The following is a 23,108-nucleotide window of genomic DNA, read 5'->3' as shown; positions in this document are numbered from 1 at the left end:
CACGATTCCTACGGCAAGATGCGTGCAAAGTGCCTTAAACGGCGTTTACGTCTTATACTTGCCCACTTATTGCCCGGGCCAGGCGCCCGAGCCGGTACAAACCAAGGAGTTTTTTTTCTATGCGCTGGAGCAATCATCTAGCCAGGATTTGTGTATGCGCCAGTGTGATGCTGGTTCCGTTCGTTGCCCAGGCAGCCTCGGAAGATGATCCTTGGGAAAGCGTCAACCGCCCGATCTACCAGTTCAACGACGTGGTCGACACCTATGCGCTGAAGCCCTTGGCCCAGGGCTACCAGTACATAACACCGCAGTTTGTCGAGGACGGCGTTCACAACTTCTTCCGGAACATCGGCGATGTGCGCAACCTCGCCAACGATATCCTGCAGGCCAAGCCTCATGCCGCGGGCGTTGATACCGCACGCATCATTTTCAACACCACCTTCGGCTTGCTGGGCGTGATTGATGTCGGCACCAAAATGGGCCTGCAACGCAATGACGAAGATTTCGGCCAGACGCTGGGTTACTGGGGTGTCGGCAGCGGCCCTTACGTGATGCTGCCACTGCTGGGCCCAAGCACCTTGCGCGATGCACCGTCCAAGTACGTCGACAGCTACACGGGCGCCTATCGCTACGTAAACGACGTGCCTGTGCGTAACTCGTTCTTCGCCCTGGACATCATCGATACGCGTGCCAGCCTGCTGTCGAGCGAGAAGCTGATCACTGGCGACAAGTACACCTTCATCCGTAATGCGTACCTGCAGAACCGGGAATTCAAGGTGAAAGACGGTCAGGTCGAAGACGATTTCTGATTTCGACCGGTAAAGTGAAAAAAAGGCGACCATCAAGGTCGCCTTTTTTGTTTGCGAAGACTCGAATGCGGATGAAATCGCGCTTTTCACTGTGGTCTCGAGCGGTTTGACGCGTGGGTTCGAACCTTCCATTGGGTTACGGATTTGACTGTTCTTATAACTCTCGGTGATTTGACAAACAAAGACGTCAAGCGACCATCGGCGTGAGCTTGAAACGCCCCGCGGATGGGAGTACCGTCTGCGCCTTAGAAGGGCACCTCTGGTGTACACGTGTGTAGGGCAAATGCCCGAAAGCGGTGCGACAGAGAGGCTAGAAAGCGAATCCAGTAGTGAGTGCCGGGTCAAATTCCCCGCCTGCTACGCCAACCTAATTCTGGCGCCGTTTGCCCACATGCCAAAAACCAGTGCCACGCTGCTGATAATCGATGATGACGAAGTAGTGCGCGCGAGCCTCGCCGCCTATTTGGAAGACAGTGGTTTCAGCGTCTTGCAGGCCAGCAATGGCCAGCAGGGTCTTCAGGTATTCGAGCAAGACAAGCCCGACTTGGTCATCTGCGATCTGCGCATGCCGCAGATGGGCGGACTCGAACTCATCCGCCAGGTCACCGAGCTGTCGCCGCAAACACCGGTGATCGTGGTGTCGGGTGCCGGCGTGATGAACGACGCGGTCGAGGCCCTGCGCCTGGGCGCGGCGGACTACCTGATCAAGCCTCTCGAAGATCTGGCCGTGCTCGAGCACTCTGTGCGCCGGGCCCTGGATCGCGCGCGCCTGCTGCTGGAGAACCAGCGCTACCGCGAGAAGCTGGAGAAGGCCAACCGCGAGCTCGAAGCCAGCCTGAACCTGCTCCAGGAAGACCAGAATGCCGGTCGCCAGGTGCAGATGAACATGCTGCCGGTCAGCCCGTGGACCATCAACGAGTTCAAATTTGCTCACCAGATCATCCCGTCGCTGTACCTGTCGGGTGATTTCGTCGACTACTTTCGCGTCGACGAGCGTCGGGTAGCGTTTTACCTGGCGGACGTTTCCGGGCATGGTGCCTCTTCAGCCTTCGTCACCGTGCTGTTGAAGTTCATGACCACGCGCTTGCTGTTCGAATCCAAGCGCAGCGGCACCTTGCCGGAATTCAAGCCTTCAGAGGTGCTTGGTCATATCAACCGGGGCCTGATCAGTTGTAAGCTGGGTAAACACGTCACAATGGTCGGTGGAGTCATCGACGAGGAGACCGGTTTGTTGACCTATAGCATCGGCGGTCATTTGCCGTTGCCAGTGTTGTACACGCCAGACAGTGTTCGTTATCTGGAAGGGCGTGGCCTGCCGGTGGGCCTCTTCAACGAAGCCACCTATGAAGACCACGTGCTGGAATTGCCACCGACGTTCAGCCTGACGCTGATGTCTGATGGCATTCTGGACCTTTTGCCAGAACCCACACTCAAAGAAAAAGAAGCGGCGTTGCCCCAAAGGGTCAAGGCGGCGGGCGGCACCCTGGATGGGCTGCGGCAGGTTTTTGGATTGGCCACGCTAGGGGAGATGCCGGATGATATCGCCCTGTTGGTGTTGAGCAGGAATCTTTGATGAGTACCGGTAGAATCCAGTTCGCCGAGCAGGACGGCACCTTCGTCCTGAAGTTCGTCGGTGAAGTTCGCCTGACCCTGTGTTCGGCGTTGGATGCGACTATTGAGCGGATCTTCAGCGCGTTGAATTTCAACGCGATCGTGATCGATCTGACCGAAACCCGCAGCATCGACAGCACCACGCTTGGCCTGCTGGCCAAGCTGTCGATCCTGTCGCGGCAGAAAGTCGGCCTCCTGCCGACCGTCGTCACCACCCACGAAGACATCACGCGTCTGTTGCAGTCCATGGGCTTCGAGCAGGTCTTCAACATCGTCGACAAGCCGGTGCCCTGCCCGGAATGCCTGGACGACCTGCCAGACCAGGATCAGTCCGAAGAAGTGGTGCGGATCAAGGTGCTTGAAGCGCACAAGATCCTCATGGGCCTGAACGACACCAATCGTGAAGCCTTCCATGACCTGGTGAATGCGCTGGAGCGGCACTGATTTCCTGTAAACCTTGAGAACACTGCTGACCTGTGGCGAGGGAGCTTGCTCCCGTTCGGCTGCGCAGCAGTCGTAAAACCCTTGATGCTACCCGGTTGTAGCCTTTGGGGCCGCTTCGCAGCCCAGCGGGAGCAAGCTCCCTCGCCACACATCATCATCTGCCACAAAGTAACGCACCATAAAAAAGGGCGAACCCACCAGGGTTCGCCCTTTTTGCATGACTCCCGCTCAAATCACAGCTTGGCCTGCAACAACGCCTCAAGCTTCTCCTGATCCCGCGCGAACTGACGAATACCTTCAGCCAGCTTCTCGGTCGCCATCGCATCCTCGTTGGACAACCAGCGGAACTGCGACTCGTTGAGGCTCAGGCGTGCTTCACCGGCATGGCCTGGCGCCAGTTTGCGCTCCAGCTTGCCGGTATCCGCTGCCAGCTTGTCGATCAGGTCCGGGCTGATGGTCAGGCGGTCGCAGCCGGCCAGTTGTTCGATCTGGCCCAGATTGCGGAAGCTCGCCCCCATGACCACGGTCTTGTAGTCATTGGCCTTGTAGTAGTTGTAGATGCGCGTCACCGACTGCACGCCCGGATCATCCGCGCCAGTGTAATCGTTGCCGTTGGCTTTCTTGTACCAGTCGTAGATACGGCCCACGAACGGCGAAATCAGGAACACCCCGGCATCGGCACAGGCGGCTGCCTGGGCGAAGGAGAACAGCAGGGTCAGGTTGGTCTGGATGCCTTCCTTTTCCAGGATCTCGGCGGCACGGATGCCTTCCCAGGTGGAGGCGATCTTGATCAGTACGCGGTCGCGGCCAATGCCGGCCTTGTCGTACAGCTCGATCAGGCGATGGGCGCGCTTCAACATGGCATCGCTATCGAACGACAGGCGCGCATCCACTTCGGTGGAAATGCGGCCCGGGATCACTTTCAGGATTTCCTGACCCACGGCCACGCCAAATCGGTCGCTGGCCAGGCCCACATCGCCCTTGCAGTCGTTGACGCTGGCGTTCAGCAGCTCGGCATACGCAGGAATGGCCGCGGCCTTGAGCAGCAGGGAAGGGTTGGTGGTGGCGTCCACCGGTTTAACGCGAGCGATCGCTTCGAAGTCGCCGGTGTCGGCAACCACGGTGGTCATTTGTTTGAGTTGTTCCAGCTTGGAAGTCATGAGCGTGCTCTGTCCTATGGGTCTGATGACATTACCCGAGCGCTGACAGCCACTCAAGGGCATGTACGTGTATAGACGGCCCCTGCGGCAACAACCTGAAAACGATTGTTTGAAAGGCGGGGCGTGGTATCGATGAATACGATGCCAAAACGCGGCACAGGTTCAAAGCAACTGACCGTCAGCGCCCCGTGGACGTTCGTCCTACTGCGTTTTCAACTGGGTAGAGACGGCCATTTTCGCCGGTTTCGCCTGGCCGTCGGAGGTCAGGAAGCCGAAATTCCGCTCCCGGTCGTTGCTGCCTGTTTCACTGTTTTTCCACTCGTAAATCGATGTCAGCGGGATGTCGAGCTTCTTGACGTCGGCGATGAAGGTGCTGATTTTGCTGGCCTGGGCTTCAATCCCGCCGTTTGAGCTGAGGGAGGGCACGCCCCATTCACTGATGACGCCCGGCAGATGGTAGTTCTGCTGAATAAACGCCTGGGCCTTGCTGATCTGCTCGCCGGACATGCCATAGGGGTGATAGGAGATCGCACTCAGGCATTGGGGGTATTCACCGACGATTTTTTTCAGCGCCAAGGCTGACGTCGTGCCGGCGCTCGGTGGCCGGGCGAAGCCAAAGCCGATCAGCGGCGTCGATGGCGGCTGGTCCTGCATCGACTTGCACAGGGCGCTCATGAACGGCACGAATGTCGTGTCGAGCTTTCGGGTTGGCCAGTACTTCGCGAGGTCCGGTTCGTTCCATATTTCAATCGCGACGAGCTGCGCGCCGTATGACTTTTCCAGCCCCTTCACCGAACTGGCGAACGATTCGCCCGCCGCAACGAGTTCGCTGGTGTTCTCGGGCGCGGAGGTCAGCGCCTTGGTCGAGCGTACGGTCATCAGTACCGGCAGATCGGCGGACCTGGCTGCGGCAAAGGCGTCGCTGATCTGCTTTTGATACGCCGCGCCGCCCAGGCTGTTGGTCCACACGCCAAAACGCACGAATCCGAAGCCGGCGGCTTTGATCTGCTCGGCGTCGGAGGGGGAGAAGGTCTGGATCTTTACCTGGACACCGATGGTCTTGTTGGCGGCAAGCAAGGGGAACAGGTCACTGGCGTAAACCTGACTGGCTGCACCCAGCATTAACAGGGCTGAGGCGGTGAGCCGTTTGAAACGTACTGCTTTCATGCCTGCACTCCTGGCGGGTAATGACATTTTCCAATCGTTGACGCGTTACTTTCATTTCGATACTTGCGAGGGTGCGAAGTGCGCGAATGTTATTTTTTGTCAGGCAATCAGTTTCGGAAAATCACAGTTATTTTTGGTCCGGTAATTCTGGTTGGGTGGCTTTTGGGGGCTGTGGTACTTAATGCACTTGTATTAACAGGGCGAATCTATTTCTCAGTGCCGCGAGGTCTTGTGGGTTCACTAAAGCCCACTGGCATATTGGCCTATTGATATTACACGGGAAAGTAACCTTGTTCAGAAAGATCCTTGTCGTTTGCGTGGGCAATATCTGCCGAAGTCCGACCGCCGAAACTTTGCTGCGTAACGCGCTGGCCCCTTCAACGATCACTGTCACCTCGGCGGGCCTTGCCGCACGGGTGGGCGAGGCTATGGAACCGTCGGCCCTCCAGGTTCTGGAAGACCATGGACACAGTGCCCAGGGGTTTAAGGCGCGGCAAATTACACCGGACATCGTTAATGAATCAGACCTGATTCTGGTGATGGAAAAAGAGCATGTAAAACAAGTACTGAAGATTGCCTCTCATGCCAGGGGCAAAGTGTTTCTGCTCGGAAAGTGGCAGAGCGAGCGAGAAATACAGGATCCGTATCGTCAAGGAAAGGCCGCTTTTATTCATGCCCATGCATTGATTGAAGATGCTGTTAGCTCATGGGCGCAGCGCCTCGGACATTGATGAATATTCTTCAGATCAGTGAATGGTAAGAACAGACTTATGCAGTTACCGTCAGTAATCGGCACCCGTGACAACGATCAAGACAGCATTGATCTTCTCGGCATATTTGGCTCCCTGGTTGACCAGAAATGGTTGATCGGCGCGCTCACCGGTGCCTTCATGGCGACCGGCGTTGCCTATGCGGTTTTGGCAACGCCCGTGTACCTGGCGAACGCGCTGGTGCAGGTCGAGCCGAAGAAGAACGACATGCTCGGGTTTTCCGATCTCAACAGCATGCTCGGCGGGCAATCGCCGTCGGTGACCGAAATCGGCATCATCAAGTCCCGCGCGGTGATCGGCAAAACGGTCGATGATCTGCGCCTTGATATCGACGTCACCCCCAACACCTTCCCGGTCATCGGCGGTTTTCTCGCCCGACGTTATCGCGGCGAGACCGAGTCCAGTGTCGCGGCGCCGCGTTTCGGCCTGAACAGCTACGCCTGGGGCGGGGAGCGCCTGGAGATCAACCGGCTCAATCTGCCGAAAGAACGGCTGGGCAAGAAACTCACGCTGATTGCCGGTGAACAGCATCGATTCCAGCTGTTCGATGAAAACGACAATCTGCTGGTCGAAGGCGTCGCCGGCGAGGCGTTCAAACAGAACGAAGTAGAGGGGCAGATCGCTCAGCTGTCGGCGAACCCTGGCACCCGCTTCGAAGTGGTGCGCAATCCACGGATCGTGACCATCCAGAGCTACCAGGATGCGCTGGATATTGCCGAGCAAGGCAAGGAGTCGGGGATTATTCGTTTGGCCCTGGCCAGCACCGACGCCGCCGAGGCGGTGAAAATCCTCAATAAGATCGCTTCGTTGTATGTGCAGCAGAACGTGCAGCGCACGTCGGCGGAAGCGGCGCAGAGCCTGGCGTTCCTGCAAGGCCAACTGCCGCAGGTCAAACGCGACCTGGCCAAGGCCAGCGATGCGCTCAACGGTTATCAGACCCGTGGCAAGACGGTCAACATTTCCCTCGAAACCCAATCGGTGCTGGAACAGGTCGTCAGTCTGGACACCCGTATCTCCGAACTGAAAATGCAACAGGCGGAGATGGATCGCAAGTTCACCCGGCAGCATCCGGCGTATCGCGCGCTGATGACCCAGATCGGCGAATTGACCCAGCAGCAGAAGGCGCTGGAGAGCAAGGCCCAGGACCTGCCGGCGACGCAACAGGAACTGCTGAACCTGACCCGCGATGTGGAAGTGGCGTCGCAGATCTACACGCAACTGCTGAACAAATCCCAGGAGCTGGACATCGTCCGGGCAGGGGCGGTGGGCAATGTGCGCCTGGTCGACTCCGCGGATGTCGACCTGACCAGCCCGGTCAAACCGAAAAAAGCCTTGATCGTTCTGATCGCAACCTTCCTCGGTGCCTTTTTCGGGGTCGCGCTGGTGTTGCTGCGCAAGTCCCTGAGCCGGGGCCTGGAAGGTCCGGAGGCCATCGAGCAACTCGGCTTGCCGGTGTACGCATCGATTCCATACAGCGCACTGCAACAGGAAGAAGACAGTAAAAAAGTTCGCGTCAAGGACGGGGCGGACAAGCCGGCTTACCTGTTGGCCCTGCGTAATCCGACGGACTTGTCCATCGAGTCGATCCGCAGTTTGCGCACCTGCCTGCACTTTGCCGGGCTGGATTCGACCAGCAACCGGATCATGATTTCCGGCCCGAGCCCGCAGGTCGGCAAGACCTTCGTCTCTTCCAACCTGGCGGCGGTCATGGCGCAGAGCGGGCAGCGAGTGGTGCTGATCGATGCCGACATGCGCAAAGGCCATCTGCACAAGACGCTGAACACTCCGATCGACAACGGTTTGTCGGACCTGTTGGTCAAGCGCTGCAGCCTCGAGCAGGCGATCCATAAAGTCGAAGTCGACAACCTGCATTTCATCAGTCGCGGGCAGGTCCCGCCCAATCCTTCCGAGCTGCTGATGCACGCCAACTTTCGTGAGCTGCTGGCGCAACTCAGCGAGCTGTATGACGTGGTGATCATCGACACGCCACCGCTGCTGGCGGTCACGGATGCGGCGATTGTCGGTCGCGAAGCGGGGATCAGCCTGATTGTCACACGCTTCGGGGTGAACCCGGCCAAAGAGATCGAACTGACGATTCGGCGCTTCGCCCAGAACGGCATCGAGTTGAAGGGCGCCGTGTTCAATGGCGTCGAGAAGCGCGCGGCCAGCTACTACGGCAACGGCGGCTACGGCTATTACAACTACGAATACGCGTCCGACAAATCCTGAGTGTCAGCGGTTGTCCTTTCATGTTTGAAGTGGGTGAGTTGTGAAAAAAATACTGCACGTGGCAGAGACGATCAAAGGTGGCGTCGCGACGGTGATCCGTACGATTTCGGCTTCCCCCGAAGGCGACGCGGCCAGCTATGAGCTGGTCTATCTGGTCCCGCAGGATCAGGAAAAGGAATTGCACGGGATTGCCGGGCAACAGATCCGCACCTTCGCCCGGACCGGACGCAATGTGCCGTCGTTGCTGCGCTTCGCCTGGCGACTGACCCAGGTGATGCTCAAGGAAAAACCCGATGTCGTGCATTTGCACAGCACCTTTTCCGGGGTTATCGGGCGTTGCGTGTGCGTGCTGTTGCGACCCTGGCGCAAGCCGAAAGTCGTCTACTGCCCCCATGCCTTTTCGTTCCTGATGGAAAGCTCGCCGACCAAGCAGAAAGCCTACGCGTGGATCGAGCGGGTATTGCAGAAGGTCACCGACGTGATCATCTGCGTCAGTCAGTACGAGCTCGACAAAGCCGCGCGGTTCGGCATTGAGCGCAAGCGCATGAAGCTGATCTACAACGGCATTCATCACAAGGATGACGCGCCGAAAGCCAGCAGTCCCGAGCCGATTCATCTGCTCTTCGTCGGCCGTCTCGACTATCAGAAAGGCTTCGACGTGTTGCTCAAGGCTTTCGCCAACGTCCAGCGCAGCGACCTGAAACTGACGGTGGTTGGCAGCGCGGTGAACGAGGATTCGGTCGAGTGCCCGCCAATGGAAGGGGTTGAATACCTGCCGTGGGTGACGCCGAGCGAAGTCCAGGCGCTGTACCGCAAAGCCGATGCGCTGATCGTCCCGAGTCGCTGGGAAGGTTTTGCCATGGTGCCGCTCGAAGGCATGGCCATGGGCTTGCCGGTGATTGCCAGCAACTGCACGTCGCTGCCCGAACTGGTCACCAACGAGGTGTCCGGCTACGTCTTCCCCAGCGGCGACCACCAGGCGCTGGCCGATGTGCTGACGAAAATCCAGAAACCGCGATTGCTCGACCTTGGCAGCGAAGGGCGCAGCATCGTCCGCGAGCGCTTCAGCGCCGCGTTGATGATCCGCCAGACCTATGACCTGTATCGCGCCCCCACTTTTTAAGTAGAACTCAAGCATATGAACGTAACGATTTTGCATGGCTACAGTGCGTCCAACTCCGGTGACGGTCTGCTCGTGGATCTGGCCATTGCCCTGGTGCAGCGAAACTTTGGTGACGACACCTCGATCAGTGTCGTGGCCTCCGATCCAGAGTCCTTCAGTTACTTGCCGCACCCGCGTTTTGACGCGCCGGTCATGGCGGCCAAGGGGCTGGGGCGGGTCAAGCAGGCGGTGTTCCTCAACCAGTCCTATGCCGGTCTCGCGGATCTGTTGAAGAAAACCGATTTGATCGTTGGCGTCGGTGGCGGCTACATGCGCTCCAAAAGCGCCTTCGAACACATCAAGTTGAAACTGGGCCACGCCAAGCAACTGGAAACGGCGATCCTCAGCAAAGTGCCGTCGGTGTACCTGCCGCAAAGCATCGGGCCGTTCCACGGCGAGAGCAGCAAGATCGTCGAGCATTACGCCAGCGCCGATGCGGTGTTCGTGCGCGACAATCGCTCATCGGCGATTTTCGATGCCTGTGAAAATGTCTACCGCGCGCCGGATCTGGCGGTCCAGTCATTGGCCAGCAAAATCCTCATGCAGCCCAAGTTCACCCGTTGCGCCTCATCGCCGGCCACGGTGTGCGTCGTGCTGCGCAAGCCGCCGGAGTGGAGCAAGGAGAAGAAGGTCGCCTACGTGGCCAATCTGAAGGTGCTGCTGCAGCGCTTGAAGAACAAAAGCAAAGTGGTTTGCGCGGTGCAGAGCGCCGTGCGCGGCAACGATGACGGTGCGTTCTATCGCGAACTGGGCATTACCGAAGACCTGTTGCCGTTGAAAGCGACCTTGGCCAAATACCAGCCGGACCTGGTGATTTCCGTACGCCTGCACGGCGCCATCGAATCGCTGCTGTCCGGCGTCCCGGCGTACCACATCAGCTACGAGCGCAAAGGTTTCGGCGCCTATCAGGACATGGGTGTGGAAGACTGGGTGATCAACGGCGGCGACATTGACGTCGACACCATCATCGACACGGTCTACGCGCCGAATGCGCTGTCGAATTTTGGCAAGCGCCTGACCGATACCTGCCGTGAGATCGAGGCGAAAACCGTGGCCATGGACGACATCATCAAAGGTATCGTTCGATGATATTTCGGCTACTGCTTCGCGGTGGGGCATTGGGCGCGAAGTTTTTGCTGGTGCTGGCGATCACCCATTTCCTCGGTTATGAGGCACTGGGTTTTTATGGCGTGGTGGTCGCTGCCTCGTTGATTGCGTCGAAGTTCTACAGCGTCGGTTTCAGTTCCGAAATCAATCGGCTGATCAGCGTCGGCGGCAGTTCGCGACGGGTCGTCGACAAGGTCCTGCTGCTGTACCTGGCCGTGGGGCTGCTGTTGTCGGTGGTGACGGTGCTGGTCTATTCGCTGTTCCAGGCAGTCGAGGCGACGACCGCGCTGATCCTCTGCGTGACCCTGGTTTTGCTCACCGAACACCTGTCGTTCGAAATCAACTCCTTCGTGTTCTCCGCGCAGAAAGCCACGGCCGGCGCGCTGCTGTTTTTCATCAAGACCGGCCTCTGGGCGCTGTTGGCCGTTGGCGGGATGATGCTCGGCTGGGTGTCCGGGATCGCCAGTGTGCTGTGGTTGTGGGTGGCGGCCAACGTGCTGGTGATCGTGGCCGGCTACCTGATCGTGGTGAAGGTGCACAAAGGCCGGGTGAGCGGGACGCTGGCCACGGCAACCGTGTGGAAGGCCGGGCTGCCGTTCTATCTCGGCACAGGCTTGATCGCGTTGAGTCAGTACGCCGAGCGTTTTCTGATCGTCGATCTGGAACCTTACGCCAGCCTGGGTAAATACGTGTACGCCTGGTCGGCGGCCAATACCTTGCAAGCGCTGTCCTATGCGGTGGTGGCGGTGGTCGGCATTCCGGTGCTCGCCAAACGTTTTCAGGCTGATCAACAGCCGTTCACGGTCCGGCAACTGTTCGTGAACAAATGGGTGATGCGCTCGCTGCTGGTGTCCGCTGCGGTGGCGGTGCTGATTTATCTGTTCTTCAACGTTGTGCTCGATTACGTCGCCACGAGTGTTCCGCGTCCGGACAATGCGATCCTTGGCGTGCTGATTTTTTCCTTTGCCTTGCGCGCCATTGGCGACATCGTCTGGGGCGGGTTGATTGCCTCGAAGAACAGTCGGGTGTCACTGGCCAGTGCGGCGATCTGCTTGTTGGTTTCGGTGCCGGTCAGCTACGTGCTGATCAAGCACTACTCGATCTACGGCGCTGCCTGGGGCAATGTCCTGGCGATCATCGTGCAGCTCGGCGTGATTGCCGTGTTGACCCGTGTGACCCGGCCGAAAGGGGCTTTGGCATGGGGTTGAAGCTGCCGTGCATCGAGTTTCGCGGCAAGCGACTCGATTCCTCGATTTCGTTCCTGATCCTCTTCACCGGGTTGTTTCTGTCGGTGGCCATGCCGCTGTTGGTCCCCCGCGATCCTGGCCCGGATGCCATGACTTTGTGGTCGTCCTACGCCCGTGCCGACAACTGCAATTTCTGGAACCCGTTCTCGCCGGATCGCTCTTCCTATGAGTGTTCGGCGTTTCTGCTGCGGCCCACCGGGATCAATCTGACCAATGCCTGGGCCTACGGCATGTTCTGCAATTTTTTCCTCACGGCGATTCCCGTGGTGGTCTTCCGGCGCATGCCCCTGACGATTTTCGGCACGCTGTGTCTGTGGGGCATCGTTCGCTCGTTTTTCCTGGAAAACCTGACCAAGGAAATCATCGTGTCGGTGGCGGTGTTGAGCATTTTGCTCAGCTCGTTGACGCGCAAGTATCGCGGCGGATTTTTCTTCTCGGCGGTGATTTACGGCGTGCTGATCCGACCCTACTGGATTCTGTTTTCACTGTCCTGGGTCGGCGTCTGCGTGATGAAGAAGTATGTCTCGCGCTTCACCTTCTTCCTGATGCTGTTCCTGTTCTACCTGGCAGTCGCCATGGCGATCCAGGTGGCGCTCGGGTTTCCGGTGTCGTCGATTCGCGCCAGTAACAACGAACTGCGCACGGCGGGCGAGGAGGGCTCCAAGTCGTTGATCGTCTCGTGGCTCAGCGGCAGCGACTTTGTCTCGCAGGCGCTGGACTCGATGATCATCTTCTTCCGGTTGTCGTTCCCGGTGGAGCTGATTCTGCTGTCGGGGCCGGGGCAGGTGATCTTTGTGGCGTTGATGATCATGACCGCGCTGCTGCTGTTCAAAGTCATCACCTCGACCGATTACGAAGGCGCGCCGATCCAGACCAAGCCTAAGGAACTGATCGCGATTCCGCTGGCATTTTTGCTGGTTCAAGGGTTGTTCGAGCCGGACTTCGGCTCCTTTGCCCGGCACTTCTCGATGGTGGTACCGGTGTTGTTCGTGGGCCTGGGATTGATGTTGCGGGCGAACAAGCCGGTGCAGGTTGAATCAAGAATTCTGAATTGAGGCAGGTGCTTTATGTCGAGCAAGAAAAAGTCCCTGGAGATCGAAACCCTGCGCGGCCTGGCGTGCCTGCTGCTGGTGCTCTATCACGTCATCGGCCCATTGGGCGGCGGCTTGAAAATAGACCTGGGCTCGCCGTTCCGGGTGATCGCCGACTCGATGGTGTATGTGCGCATGCCGCTGTTCACCTTCATTTCCGGCTACATCTATTCCATCTACAAAATCCGCGGGAATGACTTTTCGGTGTTCTTCTCCGGCAAGGTGCGACGGTTGATCGTGCCGCTGTTCTGCGTGGGCGTGCCGTTCTCCGTATTGCAGGCGGTGGGCCCGGGCGTGAACAAGGACGTCGGCGTGATCGATGCGTTGTTGTCGTTCTGGGTGCCGATCAACCACTTCTGGTTCTTGCAGGCGGTGTTCATCATTTTCATGTTCGTCGGCCTGCTGGAGTGGCGTGGCTTGCTGCGTTCGGCGACGCGCCTGTATCTGCTGTTTGCCTTTGCGGCGGTGCTGTTTTTGCTACCGCCGTTCAAGTTCGATGCGTTCGGCATCAACGGCGCGATCTACCTGCTACCGTTTTTTGTGGCGGGGATGATTGGCCAGGAAAATGTCGATGGCTTGAAGCAACGGTTCAAGGTGATCGGGCCATTGGTGTTTGTGTTGATCTCGCTGACGCTGCTGTACGTGGCGGCGGTGGATCGCGAGTTGATCGTCGACCGCCGCAGCCTGATCGGTCTGACCGTGGGTTGCGTGTCCTGCATTGCGTTGCTGTCGAGTGACATGCGCTCGAAATGGCTGACCTGGCTCGGCGGGTACTCCTACGCGATCTTCCTGTTCCATGTGTTGTTTGCCGCCACTTCGCGGTTTGTCCTGGGGCGGTTGGGCGTGAAGGACGAAAGCCTTCTGGTGTTCGGTGGCCTGACGTGTGGCTTGCTGGGGCCGGTGGTGCTGTCGATGGTTTTCAGTCGATTCAACTTCACCTCCGTGCTGTTCCTGGGGGAGCGTGCGGCGGCGAAAAAACCGCCGGCAAACGTCGCCCCGGTGCCCCAGACCTGATGAGTGTCCGAGTGAAGGAAACGATGCATGTTGGCAGCTGATGACGTCCAGCCAGTTGCGGCGTATGTGGTCGAGGTCGGCGACGCTCGCGAACGGTTCGGCCAGTGGCGCGAAGGGAAGGGTGGGAAGGTCCTGTCCATCTCGGTGATCGGCGACAGCTACAGCGCCGGACAGGATTTCTATCTGAACAAACTGGTGCAGCGGCTGGCCGGGGACACGGGTTTCGCCGGTCCCGGTTATGTCGGCTTCAACCACGGCGCGGCACTGGGCGGCACGCACTTCAAATACACCCGCAGCAGTGAGAAATACTTCGGCGGTGACTGGCAAGTGTCCACCCTTGGCCAGGCCAGCCCCGACAGTCGCACCCTTACCGGTCGGCCCGGCGCCTGGCTGGAGATCGATGCCGATCCGACACCGGCCATCAACACGGCTGTCACCCAGGCGAAATTGCTCTACCTCGGCAATGGCGAACCCAATGAGGTTCGCTACCGTTGGGCATCGTCGCAATCCTGGCAGCCATTGACGCTCGCAGGTTCAGGGGTTCAGGAAGTGCCACTGCCAGGTACATCGGCAGCGAAAGACTGGGCGTTTCGGCTGGAAGTGGTGAAAGGCGCGCCAACGCTCTTCGGCCTGTGGATGAGCAACCAACAGGACGGTGTGAGGGTGTCCAAACTGGCGGCGTCCGGCGCGGCGTCCGCTGACTTCTACCACAGCGATGGCCGTTGGCAGGCGCAGTGGAAGACGGTGGTGTCGAAGATTCCCGCCGACATCTACCTGATCATGCTGGGCGGTAACGACCAGGGTTTTGGCGTGAAACCCGAGCAGTACCTGAAGAACATTCAGGGCTTGGTGGGGATGGTTCGCGAGATTCAACCGGCGGCGAGCATCAACCTGATCCTGCGTCAGGACACCACACGTTCCAGTGCTTACCCGATGTCGGCCTATGCGCAAGTCCTGGAACCCTGGGCACGCAAGGAACACCTCGGTTACGCCAATCTGCAGTGCGCGTTCGGCGCCGACTTCAAGCGCTATGCCGCCACCATGATCGGCCCGGACAAGATTCATCCGGTTCCGGCCACGGGTGGGCGGGTGATTGCCGATTTCTTCTATCGCTGGATTGCTGGCGGACAGGACAGCTGCGATGCGGGCGTGATGTAGGAGCTGCCGAAGGCTGCGATCTTTTGATTTTGATTTTCAAGATCAAGATCAAAAGATCGCAGCCTGCGGCAGCCCCTACAGGGGGGGCTGCGACAATTTTCGACCTTTTTGAATGTCGCGGGCTTGATGTAGGAGCTGCCGAAGGCTGCGATCTTTTGATTTTGTTTTTCAAGATCAAGATCAAAAGATCGCAGCCTGCGGCAGCTCCTACAGGGGGCTGCGGCTATTTTCGAATGTTTCCAGGTGACTCAGCAGCTCTGCGGTTTTAAGCGGCATCAGTTGCGTAGCACAACGGGTCTCCACGTTGATGATGATGGCCGGGTCGTTGCAGCAAATGCGCACCCGGAATCGCCAGTCGCTGAAAATCACTTTCAGCCCATCGCGGTCGTCGATTTCCAGCGCCTGCCCGCGGTAAAGCCTTTTCAGGTGAGCGAGGAGGGGATAGGGGTCGAGCATCGGCCGGCGGATGTCTCCGGAAGAGGGAAACATGCCGATTCGTTCCACCAGCAGAGTGGGGCCGAGCCAGGATTCGTTGGCGCTCGGCAACCGCTGATGGCGCGATAACGAGGACATCACCCCGAGGTTGCCCACCTCCATTTCAATGTATGCCGAGAGTTGTGCAATGTTCATGGTTGGCCTGCCTGAATGAAGAGTGGGCGTCGGGTTTGGAGCCGTCTTAGCGGCCCTTCAAATACACGTTTTCGTAGCAGAAGTTGGTCGCCTGCAGGTAACCCTCGGCGTCGCCGCAATCGAAGCGCAAACCCTTGAACTTGTAGGCCAGCACACAGCCGTTCTGCGCCTGTTTCATCAGCGCGTCGGTGATCTGGATTTCTCCGCCTTTACCCGGTTCGGTGTCGGCGATCAGATCGAAGATATCCGGCGTCAGAATGTAGCGGCCGATGATCGCGAGGTTCGACGGGGCGTCCTGCGGGGCCGGTTTTTCCACCATGTTGTTGACCCGGTAAATCCCGTCGGAGATCGGCTCGCCGGCAATCACGCCGTACTTGTGGGTCTGGTCGCGGGGGACTTCCTGGATGGCCACGATCGAGCAGCGGAATTTCTTGTACAGCTCGATCATTTGCGTGAGCACGCCATCACCTTCCAGGTTCAGGCACAGGTCATCGGCCAGTACCACGGCGAAGGGTTCGTCGCCGATCAACGGACGGCCACTGAGAATCGCGTGGCCCAGGCCCTTCATTTCCACCTGGCGGGTGTAGGAGAAAGTGCAGGTGTCGATCAGCTCGCGGGTTCCGGCCAGGAACTTCTCTTTCTCTGTGCCGCGAATCTGGTGCTCCAGCTCATAGCTGATGTCGAAGTGGTCTTCCAGCGCGCGCTTGCCCCGCCCGGTGACGATCGCCATGTGTTGCAGGCCGGCGTCCCGTGCTTCTTCGACGGCGTACTCGATCAATGGCTTGTTGACGATCGGCAGCATTTCCTTGGGCATGGCTTTGGTCGCCGGCAAGAAACGAGTGCCGTAGCCGGCAGCGGGGAACAAACATTTACGAATCATAAAAGTATCCTGGACAGTCATGGAACACAGCCAACGGGTGCGCGCAATAACGAGTGATTGCAAGTTTCAATGATTATTGAAGGCTTACTTTAATACCTGAGTCTGGCCACTAGTGGCAAATAGCAATGTGCGGATAACGCGACAATGTTATGAGATGTCGGGTTGATAGTTGTTAGTTATTTTTAGTCGGTATCTGTTGATAGTGGTGAGTGCGTCGGAATGCTAATAAGTATTCCGCAATACAGTTTGGCCTGAAAAAATATTTATTGCCAGTCGTTGAACTAATTTTGTTTTGGGTTGTTGTCGCTCTTATTTGTGTGGATCAGCACACAGCTTTAACAAGAGGGGCTTGACACGCAACTTCGCACTTTTCCCACTATGGACCGCGCTATGAAAATTCTGGTAACGGGTGGAGCTGGATATATCGGTTCGCACACCACGCTCGCGCTGCTTGAGGCAGGCTATGAAGTTGTTGTGCTGGATAATCTTTGCAACAGCAGCGACGCGGCATTGCACGCGGTGGAAGCCATTTGCGGCAAGAGTGCGCTGATGATTCGCGGTGATGTGTGTGACCGGGCCTTGCTGGACCGGATTTTCCAGCAGCATGCCATCGATGCCGTCCTGCATTTTGCCGGTCTCAAGGCCGTGGGCGAGAGCGTGCGCAAGCCGCTTGAGTATTACGAGACCAACGTCAGCGGCAGCATCACGCTGTGTCAGGCGATGGCCGCTGCCGGGGTGTTTCGCCTGGTGTTCAGTTCATCGGCCACGGTATACGGCGAGCCGGAGCAGATGCCGATCCGCGAGGATTTCCCCACGGGCAACCCCACCAATCCCTACGGTCAATCCAAGCTGATCGTCGAAAATGTGCTGCGCGACCTGAGCCTGGCCGAGCCGCGCTGGAGCATCGCGCTGTTGCGTTACTTCAACCCGATCGGCGCGCATGACAGCGGTCATCTGGGCGAAGACCCCAGTGGCATTCCGAACAACCTGGTGCCCTACATCAGCCAGGTGGCGGTGGGCAGCCTGCAGGAGTTGTCGATCTTCGGCAACGATTACCCCACGGTCGACGGTACCGGGGTACGCGACTACATCCACGTCGTGGATCTGGCGGACGGGCATCTCAAGGCCTTGCAGTCGATCGCCGGGCGTACCGGCATCCATACCTGGAACCTGGGCACGGGCGATGGCTACAGCGTGTTGCAAGTCCTGCGGGCGTTCGAGCAGGCGTGCGGCCAGCCGGTGCCCTATCGGATGATGCCGCGTCGCTCGGGTGATATCGCCGAGAGCTGGGCCGACCCTTCCAAGGCGCAAAAGGAGTTGGGCTGGAAGGCTACGCGCAACTTGCAGGACATGGTCATCGATACCTGGCGCTGGCAATCGAATCACCCCAAGGGCTACCTGGGATGATGGCGTTTTAGCCCAATGTTATTTCCGGTCAGGTTGTTAGATATCGTCGGGAAAATACACTGGCCATGCCTTTTGCAAGTCCGTAGATATAAACCTGCCGTTCGACTTTTATCAGTTGGGTAAGACTGTGAAAGAACAACGGATCTTGTTCGCATTTTTGCGGGCTTGAACTCTACCACCTCTAACGTAATGCCCGGTTTCTATCAGGTTGAATGTTAGAAAGGAGTTGATATGAAGAAAGCGATGGCAATTGCCCTGTTGACGATGTTGAGCAACTGGGCGTCCGCGGTAGAAGCGCCGCTTACAACTGCGACCAATGTATTGGGTAACGTGGCGGCGACTCAAGCCACTGCAGCCAGTACTGCAATGGTCGCCAGTGCTGTAGCGGCGTCCAACAGTGGTGGAAGTGCAAACGGCGGTACGACGGGTACGACAGGTACCACGGGTACAACCGGCACGCACAACTAACTGAAACACCTGTTGGTGCAGTACAAGGTCGCCCGATGCAAATCGGGTGACTTTGTTTTTAGATTCGCCCTTGAATAGCGTAGTGCCATTATGACTCGTAGTTTTTCTCTTTTAATGTTGGCAAGCATCGCTTTACAAGGTTGCATGTTTTCCCCCGGCCAATACCTGAGCACCAGTGATATCACACGCCAGGGCGCCAGTGAGAGCAGCCGGGTCGAGCTCATTCCGATCACACCCAAGCTCATCTCCATGAACAGGGCCACGCAAAAGCGTGAGTCCGTGCCGGCGGAATTGTTGGCGGCCCCGGCCGAGTACCGCATCGGCAGTAACGATGTGCTGTACATCACAGTCTGGGACCACCCGGAGCTGACGGCACCCTCCGGCGCGCAACAGCAGATTGACGCTAACGGTCGCCTGGTGCGTGCCGATGGCACGCTTTACTACCCGTTTATCAAAGAGGTCCAGGCGGCCGGTAAAACCGTCCAGCAACTGCGGGCGGACATCGAAGCCAGGCTGTCGGCCTTCATCGCGGAACCGCAAGTGGATGTCGCCGTGTTGCGTTTTTCCAGCCAGAAAGTCGTGGTGACGGGCGCCGTTTCGAAGGCCGGTCCACAGCTGATTTCCACCAACCCGCTCAGTGTGGTCGAGGCCCTGGGTTCCGCCGGTATCGATACGGCGAGTGCCGACTTGTCCGGTCTGTTGCTGACGCGAAACGGGCGGGTCTATACGCTCAATCTCGACACGCTCAATCAGTCGGATTCCGAGTTGCAGAACGTCTACCTCAAGGGTGGCGACCAGTTGTATCTGCCGTACAACGACAAGAAGCGCATCTACGTCATGGGTGAGGTCAACCAGCCGCGCGCACTGAGTTTCAAGACCGCCACCATGAATCTGTCCGATGTGCTGGGCTCGGTCGGCGGATTGAGTCAGACCACCTCCAACGGTAATGCCGTGTACGTGATCAGGGGTGTTGAAAACCTCGATGTGGAACCGGCGAAGGTCTACCAGTTGCAAGCCGAATCACCGACCGCCATGGCGCTGGCCACGCACTTTGAAGTACGTCCCCAGGACGTCGTCTACGTAGGTCCTGCCAACGTGACTCGCTGGAATCGCTTCATCAGCCAGTTGGTGCCGTCGGCCTCGATTGTCGGTACGGGCGCTTCCGCGGCGAAGAACATGAGTGAAGTCAGCAGCAACAGCAATTAAGGCCGGGTCCGATCGTGAGAACGTTGAAAGTTGGCGTCTGCTTGATAGCGGCCTTGATGTTGTGTGGCTGTAACCCGCTGATGGTCGCTTCGTTGACCAACCTCAAATCGGCGGTGGCAGGGCCGGATGAGCTGGACGTGACGGCGGCCCAGGTGGCGGATGTCCGCTATCCCCAGCTCAAGCTGACCACACCGTCCGGTTCCGGTGTGCTGGCGCTGGTGCGTGAGCGCGACGACCTGCAGTTCTGGGTCGCGTCCGGCAAACAGGTCCTGCTCATGCGCGATGGCCTGGCGGTGCGCAGCATCGGCCTGGGCTTGGGCGGCGATCTGGACGGGACGCGCCTTGCCGACATCTCGCCCTTCAAGCAAGGCCTCCACAAAGTGCCCGATGGCTTCACCAGCCAGCGCTGGATCGATCTCTACCAGGGCCAGGAAGTCGGGGTGACGCTGAACAGTCGCTTCTCGCGCAAATCCATGGAAACCCTGGAAATCCTCAACAAGGAATACGCCGTGCTGCGTGTCGATGAGCAGATTGACGCGCCGGCCATCGGCCTGCGTGCGACCAATCGTTACTGGGTCGACCCCGTTGACGGTTTCATTGTGCAGAGTGAGCAGCAACTGACCTCGCAGTTGCGGGTCAAGATCATGCAACTGACCCCTGACCGCAGGCATGCCCGGTGAAGCGGGTCAGGGCTCTATCGGCGTGCCTGCTGTTGCTCGCCAGCGTCAGCCATGCAGCGGTCACCGTCACCGGTGACGTGGCCCACCCGGGGCCGGTCGACCTGCCGGCGGGCGGGCGGTTGCTGGACGTGATCAACGTGGCCCAGCCCAATGCCGAGAGTTACTGGTTGGCGGGTGTATTGCTGCGTCAGTCCCTGGTCGAGCAACAGGCCCGGCTCAAGGCCGGGGTGCTGTTCGATCTGGACGTGTTACAGCGCATGGCCGTGCTTTTCGACAGGCCGAGCCGGGCTGCCCTGGCGGTGCGATTGGCCGAGCAAGTCCGGCGCATGCCGGTCACCGGGCGCCAGGTGGCGGTTCTGGACCCGGTCGCCGTGGAAGTCGGGTTTGCCCGCAACATCCGCCTGAACGACGGCGACCGCCTCATCTACCCGTTGCGGGTCGACGAAGTCGAGGTGCTCGGCGCTGTCGCCGAGTCGTGCCGGTTGACCTATCAGCCCCTGCAAGAGGCCCGCGATTACCTGCAGGGTTGCACGCCACTGGTCGATGCGGACGCCGATTACCTGTGGTTGATCCAGCCCAACGGCGTCACCCGGCGTGTCGGCATTGCGCACTGGAATCGCGAGAGCGGGCAGATACCTGTCGCCGGCAGCAGGATTCTGGTCCCGGTCAAAACCGATGACCTTGATCCGCCTGTCCCTGAACTGAATCAGCAGTTGGCCGAATTGATTGCCACGCAGCTGGCTGAGGTGGTTCGTTGAATTTACGTTTTGCAGCTGTATTGTTATTGCCGTGTGGTCTGGCTTACGCAGAACCACGCATTACCCAGAATGATTTCGGTGGCGCGGGCTTGTTGCAGACGCCGACGGCGCGGATGGCGCCGGCCGGTGAGTTGAGCCTGAATGCCAACCGCACCGACCCCTATAGTCGCTACAGCGTTTCACTTCAACCACTGGAGTGGCTGGAAGGTTCGTTTCGCTACACCGCGATCACCAACCGCCCTTACGGCCCCGAATCGTTGAGCGGCAACCAGAGCTACAAGGACAAGGCGGTCGACCTCAAGGTCCGCCTGTGGGAAGAAACCCATTGGGCGCCCGAGGTGGCCTTGGGCTTCCGGGACATCGGTGGTACAGGCCTGTTCTCCAGTGAGTTCGTGGTGGCCAACAAGCGCTACGACAATTTTGATTTCAGCGCCGGCATTGCCTGGGGCTACCTGGGCAACCGCGGCGACTTCGAAAATCCGCTGGGCTATATCGACGATCGCTTCAAGACCCGGCCCGACAGCGAAGGCACCGGTGACGTCAACACCGGGGCGTATTTTCGCGGCGAGCCTTCATTGTTCGGCGGCGTGAGCTACCAGACGCCCTGGGATCGGCTCAGCCTGAAACTCGAATACGAAGGCAACGATTACAAGCACGAGCCGAAGGACAACGAGATCAAGCAGGACTCGCCGATCAACCTTGGCGCGGTGTTCAAGCTGACTGACTCGATCGACGTCAGCGCGGCCTGGGAGCGCGGCAACACGGCGATGTTCGGCGTCACCTTCCACACCAACTTCGCCAGCCGCAAGGCGCCGGCCAAGACGTTCGACCCGCCGGCTGAACCCTTGCCGGCGAAGGCGCCGAGCACCGGGATGGATCAGGTCGACTGGGCCGATGTGTCCCGGCGCCTGCAGCAAAATGCCGGGTACAAGGTCGAGCGCATCAGCCAGCGCGATTCCGAATTGTTCGTGTACGGCGAGCAGCAGCGTTACTTCCATTCGGCCAAGGCCGTAGGCCGCGCGAGCCGGATTCTGGACAACAGCGTCAACGACGATATCGACTGGTTCACCGTGGTGAACAAGCGCTACGGCCTGCCGCTTGAAGAAACCAGCGTGCCAAGGCAAACCTTCCGCGAAGTGATCAACAACGAGGAGCCGCTGCAATCGCTGCACCGCACCACCGAGATCAACCCGGCGATGCCGCACAACGAGAAAACCCTCTACACCGAAGCGATGCAGCCATTCGCTTATGGCGTCGGGCTGGGCTTCAAGCAGAACGTGGGTGGCCCCGATGGTTTGCTCTATCAGTTCAGCGCCGACGCGGACGCCGAGTACCGCTTCAACCGCAACACCTGGTGGAGCGGTTTGCTCAGTGCCAACCTGATCAACAACTTCGACAAGTTCACCTATGACGCACCCAGTGGCTTGCCCCGCGTGCGCACGGACTTGCGCCAGTACATGACCACGTCTGATGTCACCATGCCGTTGTTCCAGGTCAGCCATGCCGAGCAGTTGGACAAAGACCTGTATGGCATGGTGTACGGTGGCTACCTGGAGTCGATGTTTGCCGGCGTCGGGGGCGAGGTGCTGTTCCGTCCGACCGGCGAGCGCTGGTCGGTGGGCGCGGACCTGAACTACGTCCGCCAGCGGGAGTTCGACCAGGGGTTTGGCTTGCGTGATTATTCAGTGGTGACCGGCCACATCACCGGCTACACCGACTTGCCGTACGATACGCTGGCCGCCGTCAGCGTCGGGCGGTACCTGGCGGGTGACTGGGGCGGCACTCTGGATATCTCGCGGGAGTTTTCCAACGGCGTACGGTTTGGCGCCTGGGCAACGATCACCACCGCCACCGGCGCTGAATACGGCGAAGGTAGTTTCGACAAAGGCATCTACCTGTCCATTCCGTTCGACGAACTGATGAGCATGTCGACCATGCGCCGCGCCAACCTCGTCTGGTCGCCACTGACCCGGGATGGCGGTGCACGGCTCAATCGCAGCTTCCAGCTGCACTCCATGACCGACAGCCGCGACGACGACATGTTCTATCGCAACTTCGAGAAGATCACCGAGTAACCTGTGGGAGCGAGCTTGCTCGCGAAGGCGTCGGC

21 protein-coding genes are annotated in these 23,108 nt (G+C 58.9%); 17 read left to right on the top strand and 4 right to left on the bottom strand.

Annotation, left to right across the window (positions count from 1 at the left end):
* The first annotated feature begins 119 nt into the window (after positions 1-119).
* From AC07YV_RS05505 to rssC, 3 genes are all read left to right on the top strand, one after another.
* Entirely contained in the window at positions 120-809 is a 690-nt protein-coding gene (locus tag AC07YV_RS05505; protein WP_102698723.1) for an MlaA family lipoprotein, read from the top strand.
* A gap of 391 nt (positions 810-1,200) precedes the next feature.
* Complete coding sequence (gene rssB, locus AC07YV_RS05500; RefSeq protein ID WP_033048238.1) at positions 1,201-2,382, top strand: two-component system response regulator RssB; 1,182 nt, start codon at positions 1,201-1,203, stop codon at positions 2,380-2,382.
* Entirely contained in the window at positions 2,382-2,864 is a 483-nt protein-coding gene (gene rssC, locus AC07YV_RS05495; protein WP_007978612.1) for an anti-sigma factor antagonist RssC, read from the top strand. The genes rssB and rssC overlap by 1 nt, the downstream gene beginning before the upstream one ends.
* A gap of 233 nt (positions 2,865-3,097) precedes the next feature.
* Here rssC and tal read toward each other — a convergent pair whose 3' ends face one another.
* Complete coding sequence (gene tal / locus AC07YV_RS05490) at positions 3,098-4,024, bottom strand: transaldolase (RefSeq protein WP_102698722.1); 927 nt, start codon at positions 4,022-4,024, stop codon at positions 3,098-3,100.
* A gap of 201 nt (positions 4,025-4,225) precedes the next feature.
* Complete coding sequence (locus tag AC07YV_RS05485) at positions 4,226-5,191, bottom strand: glycosyl hydrolase family 5 (RefSeq protein WP_102698721.1); 966 nt, start codon at positions 5,189-5,191, stop codon at positions 4,226-4,228.
* A 290-nt stretch (positions 5,192-5,481) separates the two neighbouring features.
* On the opposite strand from AC07YV_RS05485, the gene AC07YV_RS05480 reads away from it, so the two are divergent.
* The 8 genes from AC07YV_RS05480 to AC07YV_RS05445 are packed head-to-tail and all read left to right on the top strand — an operon-like array spanning position 5,482 to position 14,969.
* Complete coding sequence (locus AC07YV_RS05480; RefSeq protein ID WP_102698720.1) at positions 5,482-5,922, top strand: low molecular weight protein-tyrosine-phosphatase; 441 nt, start codon at positions 5,482-5,484, stop codon at positions 5,920-5,922.
* 39 nt (positions 5,923-5,961) lie between these two features.
* Entirely contained in the window at positions 5,962-8,190 is a 2,229-nt protein-coding gene (locus AC07YV_RS05475; protein WP_102698719.1) for a polysaccharide biosynthesis tyrosine autokinase, read from the top strand.
* Positions 8,191-8,230: 40 nt separating this feature from the next.
* On the top strand, positions 8,231-9,313 hold the full coding sequence (locus AC07YV_RS05470) for a glycosyltransferase (RefSeq protein WP_102698718.1): 1,083 nt from the start codon (positions 8,231-8,233) through the stop codon (positions 9,311-9,313).
* A gap of 15 nt (positions 9,314-9,328) precedes the next feature.
* On the top strand, positions 9,329-10,441 hold the full coding sequence (locus tag AC07YV_RS05465) for a polysaccharide pyruvyl transferase family protein (RefSeq protein ID WP_102698717.1): 1,113 nt from the start codon (positions 9,329-9,331) through the stop codon (positions 10,439-10,441).
* A complete protein-coding gene (locus AC07YV_RS05460; RefSeq protein ID WP_102698716.1) occupies positions 10,438-11,667 on the top strand; it encodes an MATE family efflux transporter in 1,230 nt (409 codons plus the stop codon). Before AC07YV_RS05465 ends, AC07YV_RS05460 begins: the two co-directional genes overlap by 4 nt.
* Positions 11,658-12,761: a hypothetical protein gene (locus tag AC07YV_RS05455; protein WP_102698715.1), complete on the top strand. Its 1,104-nt coding sequence runs from the start codon at positions 11,658-11,660 to the stop codon at positions 12,759-12,761. The genes AC07YV_RS05460 and AC07YV_RS05455 overlap by 10 nt, the downstream gene beginning before the upstream one ends.
* Before the next feature lie 12 nt (positions 12,762-12,773).
* Positions 12,774-13,811 (top strand): acyltransferase family protein, encoded by a 1,038-nt coding sequence (locus tag AC07YV_RS05450; protein WP_102698714.1) that lies wholly within the window; start codon positions 12,774-12,776, stop codon positions 13,809-13,811.
* 27 nt (positions 13,812-13,838) lie between these two features.
* Positions 13,839-14,969, top strand: a complete 1,131-nt coding sequence (locus tag AC07YV_RS05445) for an SGNH/GDSL hydrolase family protein (RefSeq protein ID WP_102698713.1) — start codon at positions 13,839-13,841, stop codon at positions 14,967-14,969.
* Positions 14,970-15,176: 207 nt separating this feature from the next.
* Here AC07YV_RS05445 and AC07YV_RS05440 read toward each other — a convergent pair whose 3' ends face one another.
* Both AC07YV_RS05440 and galU read right to left on the bottom strand, forming a co-directional pair.
* Positions 15,177-15,599, bottom strand: a complete 423-nt coding sequence (locus tag AC07YV_RS05440) for a mannose-1-phosphate guanylyltransferase (RefSeq protein WP_102698712.1) — start codon at positions 15,597-15,599, stop codon at positions 15,177-15,179.
* Positions 15,600-15,645: 46 nt separating this feature from the next.
* Positions 15,646-16,479: a UTP--glucose-1-phosphate uridylyltransferase GalU gene (gene galU, locus AC07YV_RS05435; RefSeq protein WP_102698711.1), complete on the bottom strand. Its 834-nt coding sequence runs from the start codon at positions 16,477-16,479 to the stop codon at positions 15,646-15,648.
* Between the two features lie 390 nt (positions 16,480-16,869).
* Here galU and galE point away from each other — a divergent pair, with 390 nt between their 5' ends.
* From galE to AC07YV_RS05405, 6 genes are all read left to right on the top strand, one after another.
* Positions 16,870-17,886 carry a UDP-glucose 4-epimerase GalE gene (gene galE, locus AC07YV_RS05430; RefSeq protein ID WP_102698710.1) on the top strand — a complete coding sequence of 339 codons (1,017 nt, stop codon included), beginning with the start codon at positions 16,870-16,872 and terminating at the stop codon, positions 17,884-17,886.
* A 231-nt stretch (positions 17,887-18,117) separates the two neighbouring features.
* Positions 18,118-18,354, top strand: a complete 237-nt coding sequence (locus tag AC07YV_RS05425) for a hypothetical protein (protein ID WP_102698709.1) — start codon at positions 18,118-18,120, stop codon at positions 18,352-18,354.
* Positions 18,355-18,444: 90 nt separating this feature from the next.
* Positions 18,445-19,560: a polysaccharide biosynthesis/export family protein gene (locus tag AC07YV_RS05420; protein WP_494990267.1), complete on the top strand. Its 1,116-nt coding sequence runs from the start codon at positions 18,445-18,447 to the stop codon at positions 19,558-19,560.
* A 14-nt stretch (positions 19,561-19,574) separates the two neighbouring features.
* A complete protein-coding gene (locus AC07YV_RS05415) occupies positions 19,575-20,240 on the top strand; it encodes a YjbF family lipoprotein (RefSeq protein ID WP_102698707.1) in 666 nt (221 codons plus the stop codon).
* Positions 20,237-20,998, top strand: a complete 762-nt coding sequence (locus AC07YV_RS05410; RefSeq protein WP_102698706.1) for a capsule biosynthesis GfcC family protein — start codon at positions 20,237-20,239, stop codon at positions 20,996-20,998. The genes AC07YV_RS05415 and AC07YV_RS05410 overlap by 4 nt, the downstream gene beginning before the upstream one ends.
* Positions 20,995-23,073 carry a YjbH domain-containing protein gene (locus AC07YV_RS05405; RefSeq protein ID WP_102698705.1) on the top strand — a complete coding sequence of 693 codons (2,079 nt, stop codon included), beginning with the start codon at positions 20,995-20,997 and terminating at the stop codon, positions 23,071-23,073. Before AC07YV_RS05410 ends, AC07YV_RS05405 begins: the two co-directional genes overlap by 4 nt.
* Positions 23,074-23,108 lie beyond the last annotated feature (35 nt).

The organism is Pseudomonas sp. GW456-E7, from assembly GCF_059424105.1.
This window is presented reverse-complemented; position numbering and strand designations above follow the sequence as displayed.